The sequence below is a fragment of the Staphylococcus sp. HMSC06C11 genome (assembly GCF_001808345.1).
Classification (GTDB): Bacteria; Bacillota; Bacilli; order Staphylococcales; family Staphylococcaceae; genus Staphylococcus; species Staphylococcus capitis.
Genome location: NZ_KV793036.1, coordinates 143,183 through 161,076 on the forward strand (window position 1 = coordinate 143,183; position 17,894 = coordinate 161,076).

General features: G+C 35.6%; 14 protein-coding genes and 2 tRNA genes. 9 read left to right on the top strand and 7 right to left on the bottom strand.

The window, feature by feature from the left end; genetic code table 11:
- The first annotated feature begins 238 nt into the window (after positions 1 to 238).
- From HMPREF3154_RS03385 to rlmH, 9 genes are all read left to right on the top strand, one after another.
- Positions 239 to 1,522, top strand: coding sequence for an adenylosuccinate synthase (locus HMPREF3154_RS03385; RefSeq protein ID WP_002434422.1), 1,284 nt, complete (start codon positions 239 to 241; stop codon positions 1,520 to 1,522).
- Between the two features lie 273 nt (positions 1,523 to 1,795).
- A tRNA-Glu gene (locus HMPREF3154_RS03390) sits at positions 1,796 to 1,870 on the top strand.
- Positions 1,871 to 1,875: 5 nt separating this feature from the next.
- A tRNA-Asp gene (locus tag HMPREF3154_RS03395) sits at positions 1,876 to 1,948 on the top strand.
- A 512-nt stretch (positions 1,949 to 2,460) separates the two neighbouring features.
- On the top strand, positions 2,461 to 3,162 hold the full coding sequence (gene yycF / locus HMPREF3154_RS03400) for a response regulator YycF (RefSeq protein WP_070474356.1): 702 nt from the start codon (positions 2,461 to 2,463) through the stop codon (positions 3,160 to 3,162).
- Positions 3,163 to 3,174: 12 nt separating this feature from the next.
- On the top strand, positions 3,175 to 5,007 hold the full coding sequence (gene walK, locus HMPREF3154_RS03405; protein WP_002434451.1) for a cell wall metabolism sensor histidine kinase WalK: 1,833 nt from the start codon (positions 3,175 to 3,177) through the stop codon (positions 5,005 to 5,007).
- The gene (gene yycH, locus HMPREF3154_RS03410) at positions 5,000 to 6,337 is read left to right on the top strand and encodes a two-component system activity regulator YycH (protein ID WP_002434631.1); all 1,338 of its coding nucleotides are present in this window, start codon (positions 5,000 to 5,002) and stop codon (positions 6,335 to 6,337) included. The genes walK and yycH overlap by 8 nt, the downstream gene beginning before the upstream one ends.
- Entirely contained in the window at positions 6,338 to 7,126 is a 789-nt protein-coding gene (locus HMPREF3154_RS03415) for a two-component system regulatory protein YycI (protein ID WP_030065550.1), read from the top strand.
- A gap of 624 nt (positions 7,127 to 7,750) precedes the next feature.
- Positions 7,751 to 8,533, top strand: coding sequence for an MBL fold metallo-hydrolase (locus tag HMPREF3154_RS03420; protein ID WP_030065548.1), 783 nt, complete (start codon positions 7,751 to 7,753; stop codon positions 8,531 to 8,533).
- Between the two features lie 411 nt (positions 8,534 to 8,944).
- Positions 8,945 to 9,424, top strand: coding sequence for a 23S rRNA (pseudouridine(1915)-N(3))-methyltransferase RlmH (gene rlmH, locus HMPREF3154_RS03425; RefSeq protein ID WP_030065546.1), 480 nt, complete (start codon positions 8,945 to 8,947; stop codon positions 9,422 to 9,424).
- Between the two features lie 377 nt (positions 9,425 to 9,801).
- Here rlmH and HMPREF3154_RS03430 read toward each other — a convergent pair whose 3' ends face one another.
- The 7 genes from HMPREF3154_RS03430 to HMPREF3154_RS03460 all read right to left on the bottom strand — a co-directional run bounded on the left by HMPREF3154_RS03430 (position 9,802) and on the right by HMPREF3154_RS03460 (position 17,506).
- Positions 9,802 to 12,831: a type I restriction endonuclease subunit R gene (locus HMPREF3154_RS03430; RefSeq protein WP_058649866.1), complete on the bottom strand. Its 3,030-nt coding sequence runs from the start codon at positions 12,829 to 12,831 to the stop codon at positions 9,802 to 9,804.
- A 12-nt stretch (positions 12,832 to 12,843) separates the two neighbouring features.
- Positions 12,844 to 14,082, bottom strand: a complete 1,239-nt coding sequence (locus HMPREF3154_RS03435) for a restriction endonuclease subunit S (RefSeq protein WP_228279883.1) — start codon at positions 14,080 to 14,082, stop codon at positions 12,844 to 12,846.
- Positions 14,075 to 15,862, bottom strand: a complete 1,788-nt coding sequence (locus HMPREF3154_RS03440) for a type I restriction-modification system subunit M (RefSeq protein ID WP_058649867.1) — start codon at positions 15,860 to 15,862, stop codon at positions 14,075 to 14,077. Before HMPREF3154_RS03440 ends, HMPREF3154_RS03435 begins: the two co-directional genes overlap by 8 nt.
- Positions 15,863 to 16,004: 142 nt before the next feature.
- Positions 16,005 to 16,226 carry a hypothetical protein gene (locus tag HMPREF3154_RS03445; RefSeq protein WP_058649868.1) on the bottom strand — a complete coding sequence of 74 codons (222 nt, stop codon included), beginning with the start codon at positions 16,224 to 16,226 and terminating at the stop codon, positions 16,005 to 16,007.
- A gap of 13 nt (positions 16,227 to 16,239) precedes the next feature.
- Positions 16,240 to 16,743 carry a DUF1643 domain-containing protein gene (locus tag HMPREF3154_RS03450; RefSeq protein ID WP_058649869.1) on the bottom strand — a complete coding sequence of 168 codons (504 nt, stop codon included), beginning with the start codon at positions 16,741 to 16,743 and terminating at the stop codon, positions 16,240 to 16,242.
- A 14-nt stretch (positions 16,744 to 16,757) separates the two neighbouring features.
- Positions 16,758 to 17,069: a DUF960 family protein gene (locus tag HMPREF3154_RS03455; protein ID WP_058649870.1), complete on the bottom strand. Its 312-nt coding sequence runs from the start codon at positions 17,067 to 17,069 to the stop codon at positions 16,758 to 16,760.
- Between the two features lie 86 nt (positions 17,070 to 17,155).
- Positions 17,156 to 17,506, bottom strand: coding sequence for an SAUGI family uracil-DNA glycosylase inhibitor (locus HMPREF3154_RS03460; protein WP_058649871.1), 351 nt, complete (start codon positions 17,504 to 17,506; stop codon positions 17,156 to 17,158).
- Between the last annotated feature and the right edge of the window lie 388 nt (positions 17,507 to 17,894).

Consider the following 17,894-nt stretch of genomic DNA (forward strand, 5'->3'; position numbering starts at 1 on the left):
TGTACGGTTTTTATTTTGTTTTCATTCTTTGCAATCACTTGAAGTATGTATATCATTTTCCGGAAAATGAATTCAAAAGCACTGATAACACAACGATGAAACTGTATAAAAAGTAAAAACAAGATGAATCAATTGCAAACAACTTAAACAAATTTAATGTTCGATTTTTATTTGCAATCTCATAGGCATATTGGTAGAATATCTAATGGTTAAACGAGAAAAACTTGGAGGTGCTCTTATGTCATCAATCGTAGTAGTTGGGACACAATGGGGAGACGAAGGTAAAGGTAAAATCACAGATTTCTTAGCAGAACAAGCAGATGTTATCGCTAGATTCTCAGGTGGTAATAATGCAGGACACACAATTCAATTTGGTGGAGAAACTTACAAATTACATTTGGTACCATCAGGTATCTTTTATAAAGATAAATTAGCAGTTATCGGTAACGGTGTAGTTGTAGATCCAGTAGCATTATTGAAAGAATTAGACGGTTTAAATGAACGTGGTATTTCAACTAACAACTTACGTATCTCTAACCGTGCACAAGTCATCTTACCTTATCACCTAGCTCAAGACGAATATGAAGAACGTCGTCGTGGAGATAATAAAATCGGTACAACTAAAAAAGGTATCGGCCCAGCATACGTAGATAAAGCACAACGTATCGGTATTCGAGTAGCAGACTTATTAGAGAAAGAAACATTCGAACGTCGTCTTAAAGAAAACATTGAATATAAAAATGCTTATTTCAAAGGAATGTTCAACGAAACATGCCCTACGTTTGATGAAATCTTTGACGAGTACTATGCAGCAGGTCAACGCTTAAAAGAATATGTCACTGACACAGCTAAAATCTTAGATGATGCTAACGTTGCAGACGACAAAGTATTATTCGAAGGTGCCCAAGGTGTCATGTTAGACATCGATCACGGTACTTACCCATTCGTTACGTCAAGTAACCCAGTTGCTGGTAATGTCACAGTAGGTACAGGTGTAGGTCCTACATCAGTTTCTAAAGTCATCGGTGTATGTAAATCTTATACGTCACGTGTAGGTGACGGTCCATTCCCTACAGAATTATTCGATGAAGACGGCCATCACATTAGAGAAGTAGGTCGTGAATATGGTACAACAACAGGACGTCCACGCCGTGTAGGTTGGTTCGACTCAGTAGTACTACGTCATTCACGTCGCGTAAGTGGTATTACAGACCTTTCAATCAACTCTATCGACGTTTTAACAGGTTTAGATACAGTTAAGATTTGTACAGCATATGAGTTAGATGGCGAAGAAATCACTGAATACCCAGCTAACTTAGATCAATTAAGACGTTGTAAACCAATCTTCGAAGAACTTCCAGGTTGGACAGAAGATATCACAGGCTGCCGCAGTTTAGAAGAACTCCCTGAAAATGCACGCAAATACTTAGAGCGTATTTCAGAATTATGTGGCGTACACATTTCAATCTTCTCTGTAGGCCCAGACCGTGAACAAACAAACCTATTAGAACAATTATGGTAAAACAAAGGTGTAAAAGAAAGCTGAGATCATTAATGATATCCCAGCTTCAAAGAAGACCGACTTGTTTCATTACAACGAGTCGGTCTTACTTTATTTATATAGAAGAAAGTAGTTGAATACGCGATATGCAATCCCGTTTTAAACGGCGCCATCAACACTTTTATAGCAATATTTCTCATTTATTAACCCTTAAAAAATATTGTTAAATTTATGTAAAAAATAGCTTGTCATGAAAAGATGAGCTATGCTATAATCTATTTTGTGCTTAAGAACGGCTCCTTGGTCAAGCGGTTAAGACACCGCCCTTTCACGGCGGTAACACGGGTTCGAGTCCCGTAGGAGTCACCATGATAGGTCCCGTAGTGTAGCGGTTAACACGCCTGCCTGTCACGCAGGAGATCGCGGGTTCGATTCCCGTCGGGACCGTATTGCCTACCCAATAGGGTAGGCATTTTTTATACCTTCATATCCGTTTTATTCCTGTTACAATCCATCCACTCATATAAAGTAATAACTCTATCCTCACCCAGACATAACGCTCACTTTACAATATCCATGACGTTGCAATAAAAACTTAACATTTACGCTATTTGTTTACATTTTCAAAAGGGAGAATCGCATAAGCATACGTTTTACACCAAATATTTATATTACAAAATAATGAAAACACTGATATATAGATAATTTGAGCTATTTGCAACTGTTCAACATATTTTGTAATACAGTATTTCAATGGTAAAATTATAAATAATATTATTCTATAATTTTTAATACAAAAATAGAATTACCCGTTCATAAATGGTAAATTATATATTAGGTAACTATGCGCTATATATATTACATACATCACCTTTCACAAGGTATAATAGAGAAAAATATAGCCTTCACATAATTAAACGAACGGAAGAATTACACTTTGAGAAAAGAGGTTAAAATATATGGCTAGAAAAGTTGTTGTTGTCGACGATGAAAAACCAATTGCTGATATTTTAGAATTTAATTTGAAGAAAGAGGGATACGAAGTATTCTGCGCTTACGATGGTAACGATGCAGTAGATTTAATCTATGAAGAAGAACCAGATATCGTACTCTTAGACATCATGTTACCAGGCAGAGATGGCATGGAAGTATGTCGCGAAGTACGTAAAAAATTCGAAATGCCAATCATCATGTTAACAGCGAAAGACTCAGAAATTGATAAAGTATTAGGACTTGAACTTGGTGCAGACGACTATGTAACAAAACCTTTCAGCACGCGTGAACTTATCGCACGTGTGAAAGCAAACTTACGTCGCCCTTATTCACAACCAGCTCAAGAAGTGAGTGGCGCTACAAATGAAATAACAATCAAAGATATCGTCATCTACCCAGACGCTTACTCAATTAAAAAACGTGGTGAAGATATCGAATTAACACATCGTGAATTTGAATTATTCCACTACCTTTCTAAACATATGGGTCAAGTAATGACACGTGAACATTTATTACAAACAGTGTGGGGTTATGATTATTTCGGTGACGTACGTACAGTTGACGTAACGATTCGTCGTTTACGCGAAAAAATTGAAGACGATCCATCGCACCCAGAATACATTGTGACACGTAGAGGCGTTGGATACTTCCTCCAACAACATGATTAGAGGCAACATCCTATGAAGTGGCTTAAACAATTACAATCCCTTCACACTAAACTCGTTATTGTTTATGTATTACTGATTATTATTGGTATGCAAATCATCGGTTTGTATTTTACTAATAGTTTAGAAAAAGAATTACTAGATAATTTTAAAAAGAACATAACGCAATATGCGAAGCAGTTAGATGTTAATATAGAAAAAGTTTATAACGATAATGACAAAGGTACGGTAAACGCTCAAAAGGATATCCAAAACCTTTTGAGTGAATATGCCAACCGTCAAGAAATCGGAGAAATTCGCTTCGTTGATAAAGACCAAATTATTATGGCTACGACAAAGCAGTCTAACCGTAGTCTAATTAATCAAAAAGCGAATGACGGTTCCGTCCAAAAGGCACTTTCTCTCGGTGAAACCAACAACCACATGGTCCTTAAAGACTATGGTAGTGGTAAGGAACGTGTCTGGGTTTATAACATACCAGTTAAAGTCGACAAACAAACTATCGGTGATATTTACATAGAATCGAAAATCAACGACGTATATAACCAACTCAATAACATTAACCAAATCTTTATCGTCGGTACAGCTATATCATTATTCATCACAGTAATCCTCGGTTTCTTTATCGCCCGAACGATTACCAAACCAATTACCGATATGCGTAACCAGACTGTTGAGATGTCTAAGGGTAACTATACTCAACGTGTGAAGATTTATGGTAACGACGAAATCGGTGAGCTCGCACTTGCTTTCAACAACCTATCTAAACGTGTGCAAGAGGCGCAGGCTAACACCGAAAGTGAGAAACGCCGTCTAGATTCAGTTATCACACATATGAGTGATGGTATCCTCGCGACAGATCGCCGTGGACGCGTGCGTATTGCGAATGATATGGCGCTTAAGATGCTCGGTCTCGCGAAAGAAGACGTTATCGGCTATTACATGCTCGGTCTTCTTAACCTTGAAAATGAATTCTCACTAGACGAAATTCAAGAAAATAATGATTCCTTCTTATTAGATATTAACGAAGAAGAGGGCATTATTGCACGTGTCAACTTTAGTACCATCGTGCAAGAAACAGGATTCGTCACAGGTTACATTGCCGTGTTACATGATGTAACAGAACAACAACAAGTTGAACGTGAACGTCGCGAATTCGTAGCAAACGTTTCACACGAACTACGTACGCCACTCACATCAATGAACAGCTATATCGAAGCACTCGAAGAAGGCGCTTGGCAAGATGAAAGCCTTGCACCACAATTCTTATCCGTTACACGTGAAGAAACAGAACGTATGATACGACTCGTTAACGACTTACTCCAATTATCCAAAATGGACAACGAGTCAGACCAAATTACTAAAGAAATCGTTGACTTCAACATGTACATTAATAAAATTATTAATCGACATGAAATGGCAGCGAAAGATACAACATTCGTAAGAGAAATCCCACAACAAACAATATTCACAGAAATCGATCCAGATAAGATGACACAAGTATTCGACAACGTTATCACTAACGCAATGAAATATTCACGTGGTGATAAACGAGTTGAGTTTCATGTGAAACAAAATGCACTTTACAATAGAATGACCATTCGTATAAAAGATAATGGTATTGGAATTCCAATCAATAAAGTAGATAAAATATTCGATAGATTCTACCGTGTTGATAAAGCACGTACACGTAAGATGGGTGGTACAGGACTCGGTCTCGCAATTTCCAAAGAAATTGTAGAAGCGCACAATGGACGCATCTGGGCAAACAGCGTAGAAGGTCAAGGTACGTCTATCTTCATCACACTTCCTTGTGAAATCATTGAAGACGGTGATTGGGATGAATAGTAAAGAACATATTAAATCAATTATCCTAGGTCTTCTCGTACTCATCAGTATCGTTTTGACATACTTGGTCTGGAACTATACACCAGACCTCAATAATGTTACTAACTCAGATAGCAGTAAAAAGAACGAGCCGAAACCACTAAGTAAACCTATGACAGCAAGCATGGAAGGCACGGTTACACCATTTCAGATCATTCATTCAAAGGATGATAAACCACAAGGAACGGTCTCAACAGGTGATGCACTTGATAGCATTACGAAGCCATTGAAGAATCAAGAAGTTAAATCTGTGTCACATATGCGCAGAGATCATAACCTTGTTATACCAGAACTAAGTAATGACTTTACCGTGCTAGATTTCACATACGATTTACCTTTAACGACATACTTAAGTCAGGTATTGAACATCGATGCGAACGTACCCAACCACTTTAACTTCAATCGATTACTTATAGACCAAGATAATGACAATCACGTGGTGCTTTATGCGATAAGTAAAGACCGTCACGAAGTCGTGAAATTAAAAACATCAGCACAAGGTAAAAATATAGATAGCGCCTTAGACAGTATTAAGTCAGATATGCAACCATATACTGAAATCATCACTAATAAAGACACTATCGATAAAGCAACACACGTCTTCGCGCCAAGTAAACCTAAAGACTTAAAATCATATCGTATGGTCTTCTCAACAATGAACGTCGAACGAATGAATTCCATTCTCTTTGAAGATTCAACTATCGTACGAAGCTCTCAAAGTGGTGCGACAACATATAACAACAACACAGGCGTCGCGAACTATGACGATAACAGTGAAATGTATCATTATAAAAACCTATCTGAAGACGCGAAAAGCTCAAGCAATATGGAAGAAACAATTCCAGGTACCTTTGAATTTATCAACGGCCATGGTGGATTCCTTAACGAAGATTATCGTTTATTCAGTACAGATAATAAGACAGGTAAACTGACTTACCAACGCTTCTTGAATGGTTACCCTACATTCAACAACCAGAATTTAAATGAAATTCAAGTCACATGGGGTAAAAAAGGCGTCTTCGATTACCAACGCTCATTACTTAAGAGCAGCGTTCAACTGAACAGTGAAGAACCTAAGACCTTACCTACAGCCGAATCCGTTCGTTCAGCACTTGCCAATAATAATAATATTGACTTTGAAAAGGTAACCAACATTGCAGTCGGCTATGATATGGATGACAAACCAGATAAAGATGATATAGAAGTTCAACGCAATAGTGAATTCACACCACAATGGTACGTAGAATACGATGGCAATTGGTACGCCTATAAAGATGGGAGGCTTGAATAAATGAATTGGAAACGCACAAAGACGCTATTCATTTTCGTATTTATTCTCGTCAACATCTTACTCGTCATGATATACATCGATAAAGTCAATAAAGCACAGATTAATGACGCAGAAAGTGGGAACAACGTTAATTTTCAACAAGAAGAAATTAAAGTCCCTACAGACGTACTTAATAAGAAAGTTAAAGATACGAAACTCGCACAAATCACAGCACGCTCTAAAGACTTCTCGAGCTACGCTAAAGAACATTCAAGCTTAGATACATCAGACAAAAACAAGACATTAGAAGGCGATATAGACAAAACTGTGAAAGTAAGCGATAAGAACCTAAAAGACATTAAAGATTTTATTGCAGATAGTATTTATAACGGTAAACAATATCAATTGAGTGATCTAAGTTCAGATAAAATCACTTACGAACAAACCTTTGAAGGTTATCCTATTATGAATAACAATAAAGCCCGTTTAACCTTTAATTTAAATGATGGAAAAGCAACAAGCTACAAACAAACAGCGATGAATAATATCCATATCGCAGAAGGGTCAAATAGTACTAAGAAACAAGTCATTAGCCCACGTAAAGCCGTCGAAGCACTTTACTTCAACAGATATCTAAAACGAAACGACCAAGTCATCGACGCACGCCTAGGCTATTACTCAGTCGTCAAAGAAACCAACGTACAATTACTACAACCCAACTGGGAAATTAAAGTTAAACACCACGGTAAAGACAACATAGAAACCTATTACGTCGAAGCCACCACCAAAAACCCAAAAGTTATAAATTAAGGTGCTAAGAAAAGCGCTTAGGTCGCGAGCAATAACTAGCATCAAGCGAAAATTGTTCCTCAAATTTTAGCGCGATGCGTATTATTGTCAAACGACCTGCTTTTCGAAGCCCGTCAATTAAGGTGCGAAAGTGAGCGTTTAGGTTTTGAGCAGAACCGAAAAGCGAGCAAAACTGTTCTTTAGTTTTGACGAGAGTTTGAGAGTTTCTGCCGAAAAACCTGCTCACTGAAGCCCGTCTATCATTCCTGCAACACTCAGTACAATAACGTTCATCATAAACGACCACTCCCCGAAACAGAGTGGTCGTTTCTTTATGCTATAACGAAGCGGTCAAAAAATGATATTCCACGACACTAATTATTCATAAACTGACAATTGGCACACACCTCTTAAAATTGGTATAGTATAATATAAAGGAATTTTAGAGAACGTTTCGTTTCGAGAATTCATATTTAGAATCAACACACCTCGAAACCTCATTTATAACTCACATTAACGTGCAAAAAAGTAAAATAAAACTTAAGAACTACTAGAACCAAATGCACGTCTCACCCGTACCGCACAAACAATTCTCAAACAAATACAGATTGTACATATTAGAAAGGATGAAGTCGCTTGATACGTATGAGTGTATTAGCAAGTGGTAGTACAGGTAACGCCACTTACGTAGAAAGTGAGAAAGGTAGCCTACTTGTAGACGTAGGTCTAACCGGCAAGAAAATGGAAGAGCTATTTAGCCAGATTGATCGAAATATCAAGGATCTAAACGGCATTCTAGTCACACATGAACATATCGACCACATCAAAGGACTTGGAGTTCTCGCACGTAAATATAACCTTCCAATTTATGCAAATGAGAATACATGGAAAGCCATTGAAAAGAAAGATAGCCGAATCCCAATGGATCAGAAATTCATCTTCAATCCATATGAAACGAAATCTATCGCAGGATTCGATATCGAGTCATTCAACGTCTCACATGACGCGATTGACCCACAATTCTATATTTTCAACAATAACTATAAGAAATTCACGATACTGACGGACACAGGCTATGTGTCAGACCGTATGAAAGGCATGATTCGTGGTAGCGATGCATTCATGTTCGAGAGTAATCACGATGTTGATATGTTACGCATGTGTCGCTATCCTTGGAAGACGAAACAACGAATTTTAAGTGATATGGGACATGTGTCTAACGAAGATGCTGGTCTCGCTATGACAGACGTCATCACAGGTAACACGAAGCGTATTTACCTATCTCACTTATCTCAAGACAACAACATGAAGGATCTTGCTCGTATGAGTGTCGGCCAAGTGTTAAATGAACATGATATTGATACTGAGAAAGAAGTACTTCTCTGCGATACGGATAAAGCTCAAGCTACACCAATTTATACTTTATAATTGAATAACAGTAAGACACCTGACCTACTTAAGTATCTTTCTTAAGTAGGTTCTTTTTTTGAAAATATTCTGTGGAAAAGTAATGAAAAATGAGGAAAATAATACGTAAGTTAGTCTTAAAAGTAGGTTATATATATGTTATAAATATAATTATTGAGTTTAGACACCCTCAAAGTTATCCACTAAAATGTCCATAGTTATCCAGTATTGTGTACAATACACACAAAAATACCCACATTATACACAGAGTTATCCACAAAATAACAGGTTATTACACAGGAAATGTGTATAAATCTCAAAAATAATTAAGAAAGTATAAATATTATTGTTATAATAAGAGGGAATAGTGTGCACAAGTGAATAATTTGTGGATAAGTTGGATAAATCATACATATTTACATGGAGGATAAAATGAAAATTACAATCCTGTCAGTAGGAAAACTAAAAGAAAAATATTGGAAACAAGCAATAGCAGAATATGAGAAACGACTAGGACCTTATACCAAAGTTGAAATTATAGAAGTTCCAGATGAGAAAGCCCCAGAAAATATGAGCGACAAAGAAATAGAACAAGTAAAAGAAAAAGAAGGCCAACGACTACTCGCCAAAATCAAACCACAATCCACAGTCATCACATTAGAAATACAAGGTAAAATGTTGTCATCAGAAGGATTAGCCAAAGAATTACAAACACGTATGACCCAAGGACAAAGCGATTTTGTTTACGTCATAGGTGGATCAAATGGCCTACACCAAGATGTCTTAAACCGCAGCAACTACGCACTCTCCTTCAGCAAAATGACCTTCCCACACCAAATGATGCGAGTAGTCTTAATCGAGCAAATCTACCGCGCCTTCAAAATTATGCGTGGTGAAGCATATCATAAGTGATGCGGTTTTTTCTTGAAAAATTTAATCAGATATTAGAATCCTTTAATTTATTTGAAAATCAGAAGTGAGTAACAATGGCAATTGAAATAGTTAGGGAAATAATTGGAGTTATAGGAATTTATTGAAACGTATGAAATTGCGAGGCACTTATTGAGTAGATTATAATTAGAGCATGTAGGTGATTTGCTTCTCCATGCAAGTAGATATGACCTTTTAAAAATCCTATAAGAATTTAGAAATTTTAGAATAACTAAATATTAAAAAACATATCGTATGAAAGTGAATTTGGGGTGAGAGACTATAGCTAAATTAAAAATTTAGCAAAAACTAACTTAAAGACTGTGAACAATCTTTAAGTTAGTTTAAAAATAATTAATTTAAGCAAAATTATCTGCTTTTTGTGACCGCAGCCATCTGTAATAATCTTTTGCTAGTAGTTGATAAACAGTGTCATAAAAATCTTTATCATTGCCAAACATTTTAGAGTATGCAGCTTCTCCTTGATTATATTGATCAATCAAGGAGTCTTGGAATTGTTGTTGGAATAAACTATTCGCAAACATTTCTTCGGTGTTGTTTTGAGCCATGTTTACAAGTTTCACATCTGTATTTTTTATCAACGTTTCTCGCATATTTTTAACGAGTACTCTATCGCCTTGAGTAAAATCATCTGGGAAACGTTCATTGATTTTGTGTATAATTTCATTTAAAGAATCGTACTCTTCTTCAGATCTAACAGTTGCACTCACTTCTGAAGGGTGAGCCAATTGCCCACTTTCCATATCTTCATTGACGAGTTCTATATTTCCTCTGAAATCTTCTTGCAATTTATAGTATTCTAACTTTACTTTGTCTTCTATATCGATATAATTGCGTTGTTTTTTAGGAATGAATTTTAATAAAAAACCAGTAAAAATACTTTCTTCTAGTAACTCTTTGTCAAAAGTACGATCAATTTGAGCGATATAATTATACCATTTGTTGAAATTTCTTAGTGTAACTCTGAAATCGTATTGAACATCTTCTGGAAGATCATTGTATCTACTAATACCGGGACGTAACACGCTACTCAATCGACCAAGTAATTGATCATTTTGTTTTTGTTTTGCTTGACGATTTAATTTCATGACTGTTTGAATGTCATCATCATTGTATATGTGGAATTTACGGAGTTTACTCTGTGTATCATAAATTAAGTTAATATTAATTTCTTCTTTTAGAGAAGTTGCTTCGTAAAAAGGTTGAAATGCTTCATATATTTCTTCTTCTGTATTTACAAAATCAAGAACAAAAGTATCTGTTTTTCCAGGCATAGTACGATTGAGACGAGATAATGTTTGGACTGCCTTTACTCCGCGTAATCTCTTATCGACAAACATTGTATGAAGTAAAGGTTCGTCAAATCCCGTTTGGTATTTTTCTGCGACAATTAATAAATTAAAGTCTTCACTATGAAATGCTTCTTTCAGTTGATTTTCTTGGATACGTTCTCCAGAATGCGTTAAGTTCATCTTTGGCTCTGTATATTCAATTCCATCATCTTCTACTGTACCTGAAAAAGCGATTAACACATCCATATCTGTGTAACCTTTTTCTTTGATGTATTTTTTAAATTCTTGCATATACCGTACGGCGTGGAGTCGAGAAGCTGTCACAATCATTGCCTTTCCTCTACCTTGAATTGCTTTTTGTGTCACTGATCTAAATTGTTCAATCATAATCTCGGCTTTTTGTCTAAGAACCCAAGGATGAAGAGATTGATATTTAGCGATAGCTCGAACAGCTTCTGTCTTTGGCAATTCCGGGTCTTCTTCAATCGATTTCGCAATTTTATAGGAAGTACTATATGTCATGTAATTTTGTAAAACATTTAGAATAAATCCTTCTTCTATGGCTTGTCTCATGCTATAAATATGGAATGGATGATAGGAACCATCTCCTTGTTTTGTTCCAAACATTTCAATGGTTTTTTCTTTTGGTGTAGCTGTAAAAGCAAAAAAACTTAAGTTATCATGTTGACCTTGAGATAGTAGAGTTTGAACAATTTGATCTTGATCATCTAGCGATTGATTTTCAACGCTTTCTTCAAATTCTTGGTATTCCTTTAAAGAAGCTTCTTTGTCTGCTAACGCATGTTTTAATTTTTGCGCACTACTTCCTGTTTGAGAAGAATGCGCTTCATCGACCAAAATCGCAAAACTTCTACCTGCTGTATTATCTATTTCATCATAAATTACTGGGAATTTCTGTAATGTAGTAATAATAATTTTCTTTTGGTCATTTATAGCTTTTTTTAAATCTTGAGAAGTTTTATTATCTCCAATAGTTTCGACTTGCCCAGTGGTATGCTCGAAACTCATTAATGTATTTTGAAGTTGGCGATCTAAAACAGTACGGTCTGTAACAATAATGACCGATGAATAGATCGGTTGATTCTCATCATTATGCAAGGAAGCGAGATGGTATGCCAACCAAGCAATACTATTAGACTTACCCGAACCAGCAGAATGTTGAATGAGATAATTCTTTCCAGGACCATGATGTTGAGTATCTGATATTAATTTTTTCACAACATCTAGTTGATGATAACGCGGGAAAATCAGTAGTTTCTTCTTCTCTTCTAAATTCATAAACCGCTCAATAATGTCCAATAACTGATGACTTGTGAGTACACTTTCCCATAAGTAAGAAGTCGGATATCCATCAGGATTTGGTGGGTTTCCTGCACCTCCAACATGACCAGGTCCGTTAGATCCTTGGTCAAATGGGAGAAAGTAAGTTTTACTTTTTGCGAGTTTTGTTGTCATTAACACATTAAAGTGATCTACCGCGAAATAGACTAAAAAACGAGTGTTAAATCGAAAAATTAATTCCCTTGGATCTCTATCTTGTTCGAATTGTAATCTCGCATGTTCTACATTTTGACCAGTGTATTGGTTTTTAAGTTCTAACGCAACAAGAGGGATTCCATTAATCATTAGCACCATATCAATAGTGTTTCTATGTTGGTTACTATACTGAAATTGACGCACACATTGAAAACGATTGGCTTTATATTTTTTAATGTTTTCTGTGTTCAAAGAAGATGCAGGTTGAAAGTAAACAACTTTAAAAGAGACTCCTCGATCTCTGATTCCTTTGCGGAGGATATGTAGTATTCCGTGTGTTGTGATTTCTTCATTTAAGCGTTTTAAAAACTTCTGTTCTGCATCTGTACGGTAAATAGAAAAATATCGTTTCCAATTTTTAGGTTGAGTTTCTTTTACAAATTCTAATAATACTACTGAGTCAAGTGCGACACTTGCGTCGTAATGAGTATCTTGAAACCGTACAGATTCCCATCCTCCGTACTGAACTAGACTTGTTTCTATATCTTGTTCAAAGTTAATTTCTCTATTTGCAATCACTGATACTCCTCCTTATACTTCTTTCTTACCTGTGACATATTCATAAATTAATGATTTTTTATAATTCTCTAACTCTTCAATAACTTTTGTTTTATCTTCAATGAGTCTATCGATAATAGAAATTTTATTATCTAAATATTGGACGATTTGTTGTTGTTCTTGTAGTTTTGGTATTAATAAGAAAGTATTAGCAAAAGTGTGATACTTAAAGTCTGATGATCTTACTCTTATACCTTTAGCCATTGATTCAATATAACCTAGATAAGCATACACTCTCATTAAATAAGAGAAATAAGGATTATAAATATTAGAATTAAAACTATTTAAAACAATGCACACTGGAGAACATTTACCATTATCTTGAGAGATTCCGATTGCCCCAGCAAAAGCATCCATAGAATGTATCACTAAATCTCCTTTTTCAACTCCTTGATAACCAATTTCTTTTAACGAGTTAGTAAAACCTTCAGTTCTTCTTTTACTTCTTTGCATCACCTGTCCATCTCTAAAAGCTGTTACGATTTCATCGCATCTAATAGGACGTTGTAATTTTTTAAAAATATATTTACCTTTTATAAATTTCCAATGTTTTGGGATATTTTCAATCCATCCAACACCACTATCTTTCATCTCAACATTTGGATCGAGACCTTTTGTCACAGATTCTGTGATGAGTGATTGTTTGTATTTCTTTAGTTCTTTGATGGATTGTTGGGTTTGTTTTAATATATTATCAACTTTTTGTGTGATTTTATTTAATATTTTAACTATTTTCTCTTGTTCTTTTAGACTAGGATAAGGAACAGGGTTATTATTTACTTGATTAACTGTTATTTGCGGAATTGCTGTATCATCAAATTTAAACCAATTATCTTTTAACCCATCACTGCAATATTTTAGAAACATTATATTGATTTCATTTGAAAATACTTTACTGTATATGGTTGTCTGTGTAGATGTTGCTGTTTTATCTACAACTTTAATGTGTCCTATTGAGTTTCCGCGAGCAGGGATTACCAAATCTCCGCACTCCAATAGTAGTTTTTTGTTTTCTGTATATCCAAAAAACTCATTTCCTTGAGTCGCACTATATACAGGTATTGAATCCGCTGTCTCTCTATCTAATAAGTCGCTTTTCAATAGAGTTACACCCATTCCAGACTTCGCAAACCTTTTATATTTTACCAAAAGCCAATCTTCCGGAATCTCTCCAACCCATTCAATTCCGCTGTCTTTCATTTTCTTAGTCAATATTCTCCACCCCCTTTCCTGATAGTGCTTGGAAGTTCGCAACAATGGATTCCTCTGATTTTTTTATCCGTTCCGCAATGACTTCTGATGGTTCTGGTGGTGTGTACTTATAGAAAAGTCGCGTGAAGGGAATTTCATAGCCAATATTGTCTTTTGAGCGATCCATCCAAGCATCTGGATTGAATGGTAATACTTCCCTCTCAAAATACGCATTTATATCTTCTTTTAAAGGAATGTCTTCTGTATCACGTAATTTCGCATCAGTTTTTGGGTCACCGTTCTTTTTACGCTCGATTTCTCCATTTTCATCTTTCAACGGACTTTCGACCGTCACTCTTGTAAAACTAAATTCTTCATTATTAAAGATTTTCGATTCAACAACGCGTTCATCTAAGTAGTATTCATCATTAGTAAACTCTCCGTAAGCTTTGACAATTATATCACGACATTCTTCCGAAATATCTACGCGTTTTTCACCAATATTCTTACGACGTTTTTCATACATATTAGATGCATCAACGAGTTGTACTTTTCCTTGACGTTCTGGAGACTTATCTTTAGTAATAATCCAAATATATGTTGAAATTCCTGTATTGTAGAATAAGTCGTTAGGGAGTTGGATTATGCCCTCTAACCAATCATTCTCAATAACGTACTGACGAATTAAACTCTCGCCTCCACCAGGATTTCCAGAAAACAAGGCAGAACCGTTGTGAATAATTGCCATGCGTCCTGTTTCCTTTAGCTTTGAAATACCATTGAGTTGAAATAGTAACTGTCCGTCACTAACTCGAGGTAATCCAACGCCAAAACGACCGAGTTCGCCGAGTTCGTGCTCTGCTTTCACTGCTTTTTGATCCTTTTTCCAATCGACACCAAATGGTGGGTTGGAGATACAGTAATCAAACATAAATCCTTCAAACTGGTCGCTCGTTAATGTACTTCCAAGCGTCATGTTTTCAGGCTCTCCACCACGAATCATTGTATCTGCTTTCGCAATCGCATAAGTTTCGGGGTTTAGCTCTTGACCAAATGTGGCTACCTCTGCAGTATCATTCATATCGTGAATACGTTCTGTCATTGCTGAGAGCATTTGAGAAGTTCCCATTGTTTGGTCGTAAACAGTTTTGAATACATGTTCTTTAAACAAAGTATCTTTATCTTCGATAAGCAATAAATCAGTCATGAGATAAATGATATCTCGACTCGTGAAGTGTGCACCTGCTTCCTCGTTATAGCTTTCCGAAAATTTTCGTACAAGTTCCTCGAACACGTATCCCATATCTGTGCTTGTCATCTTGTCTGGACCTAGATATGCATCTGCTTTGTTAAATTCTTGAATCACATAAAATAGCGCGTCATTATCTGCCATTGTTGTAATTTCAACGTCGAACTTAAAGTTATCGAGAATATCTTGCATGTTTTCAGAGAAACCATTGAGATAAGCTCTAAAGTTTGATTCAATATTTGCTGGGTCTGCGAGTAATGTTTCAAAAGTATATAAGCTTGTATTATAAAATGAATACCCTGAAGCGTTCTTCAAAAGGCGTTCTCGTATCACGTTATTTATTGATTGAGTATTTTCTGCGGTTTTAAGAACTTCGTCTCGCGTTTTTAGTAACGTATCATGAAGACGTTTAATGACTGTCATTGGTAAGATGACCTTCCCATACTCATGAGGTTTATACAATCCTCTTAAAATGTCTGCAACGTTCCAAATAAGGTTTGCTTGTTTTTGAACATTAATTGATGTTTGCTGGTGTCTTTTGTGTTCTTTCATTATGTATATCTCCTTTAATAGACAAAAAAGTTAAAATTCTCTACTTCTATATTATCAGAGATTGAAAATAGAAAAAAATAGTAATAAAAAGCATCCCTCACCGCAAAGTGAAGGATGCTCTAGTTTTATTAGAAAATAGTTTTCATTTTGATAGGTAATGGTTAATAATTGTTTGTAAATCATTATTAAGTACCGTGGTTATAGAGTCATCATTCATAAAATCATCATAGATTTTATCCAATATTTCTTCATTTTCAATTGCTGTGAAATGACTTATTAGACCTTTTACTATTGAAACGTAATCTTGCGATTCTAAATAACTAGCAACTGTTCGCCAATTTGATTGTGTAGTGTCATGGTTCATAGATAATCCTCCCTTATTTCAATGTCCATTTTTGACGTGCTTTAGGGTTGAGTGGATGCATAATTTCATTTGTTGCTGGGTTTATAAGCTTTTTAATTTTCTTTTTGTGAGGCTTCAACATTTCCATCACTTGCTCAACTCGTTCGACGACAACTGGTCGCTTCGCATAAGCACCATAAGCTAGAATCACTGTTTCACTTTCGCTTATCGCTTTCATCAAGTGGATGTCTGTGTGTTTATCATAAGGTTCTTTAATATGTTTAAGGTTCTCTGGGGTTTTAATATTAGAGAATAGATTTACAAGATATACAGCACCGTATTGCTCAGAATTGGCTAACTGATTGAGAATGAGAACAGTAGTAAGATCGAGTGATAATACACCATCTAAATGAGGGTACATCGTTATCACTGTACAAGCAGGTTTCTTTTCATCCCACGTCTTTTTGAGTAAGTAGCGGTGTTGTTCATCATCGCTAAAAATCGCTTCTGTGTGTATGGTACTTTTGATTGTATTCATCATCGTCACTCCTTTTAGTATTCTTCAGGTAAAAGCATTACATAATAAAAAGTGTCTACGTCATTTTCACGAATAACGTAGACTTTCTTAGGTAATGCAATTTGATTTTTTTCATAGTTTGTATAGTGATATTCCAATTTGTATGCGGGTTGTTCTTGTTCATGTGTAATTGAGAGTATATTCTCATCTTCTTGTAGTCTAAAAATGTGTAGGTAATCTGTATGACTTTGATTATCTCTTTCTTTTACCATATTCCAAAGTAAGATTTGAAGGTCTAGAGATAGGTGTTCACTAATGCCTCTTGTGATGTAGCGATTGATTTTCATATTATTTTACCTCGTCTTGAATTTCCTTCATGATGATAATCGCTTGGCTAATAATCGTAACAGATATTTGTGCCACTTTGATCCAATTATTCATGGTTATTCCCTCCTTCTTTTAGTAGATGACGTTCATCAATAATCGTATTTTTAGTATCTGTAAGGTATAGAAAGTCCATATCAAAATGATCCAGATAACCAATACTGATGAGTTGATTATTGGCGTACATTAGAAATGGATAGATACTTAGCTCATGTAGCTCATCGTTATAGTAGGTATAAGTTTCAAGTGTAAGATGTGCAAGTGGAGAACCATTAATAAAACGTTCCGGTAGAATATTTTCTGCTGCTTCCTCAAGTGCTTCACATTCCCATGTTTCGTTGTTAGATAGTTGGAATAGACGAGTTATATATTGTTTGAGTTCTTGAGTGGTTGTTTGCATATTATTGCCTCCTAGATAGTGTGATAGTGATGTATTTCATATACATCACTGAGATAATATATATTTGATTTATCATTTATTACGAATCCCGGTGGGAATAAGAGAAAATTCCAATCAAAAACCCGTGATAAACGTTGGTGTAACAAGGAAATCCCGGAATCCCACTCATTTTGACGAACAATCAACTCATTATTTATAAGTATTAATAATTGTGCTGGGTCACTATTTCCTTATATATATTATTTATTTATAAAGAATAACGGGATTTTGGGATTGTGCTTGCACAATCCTTCTGCTTCTTCGAATCTGCAAATCCCATTCCTTTCCCGGTAAAAAATCATCGTGGGATGTTCTTTAGCAATTTCAATATAAGCATCGTGTAGTTATG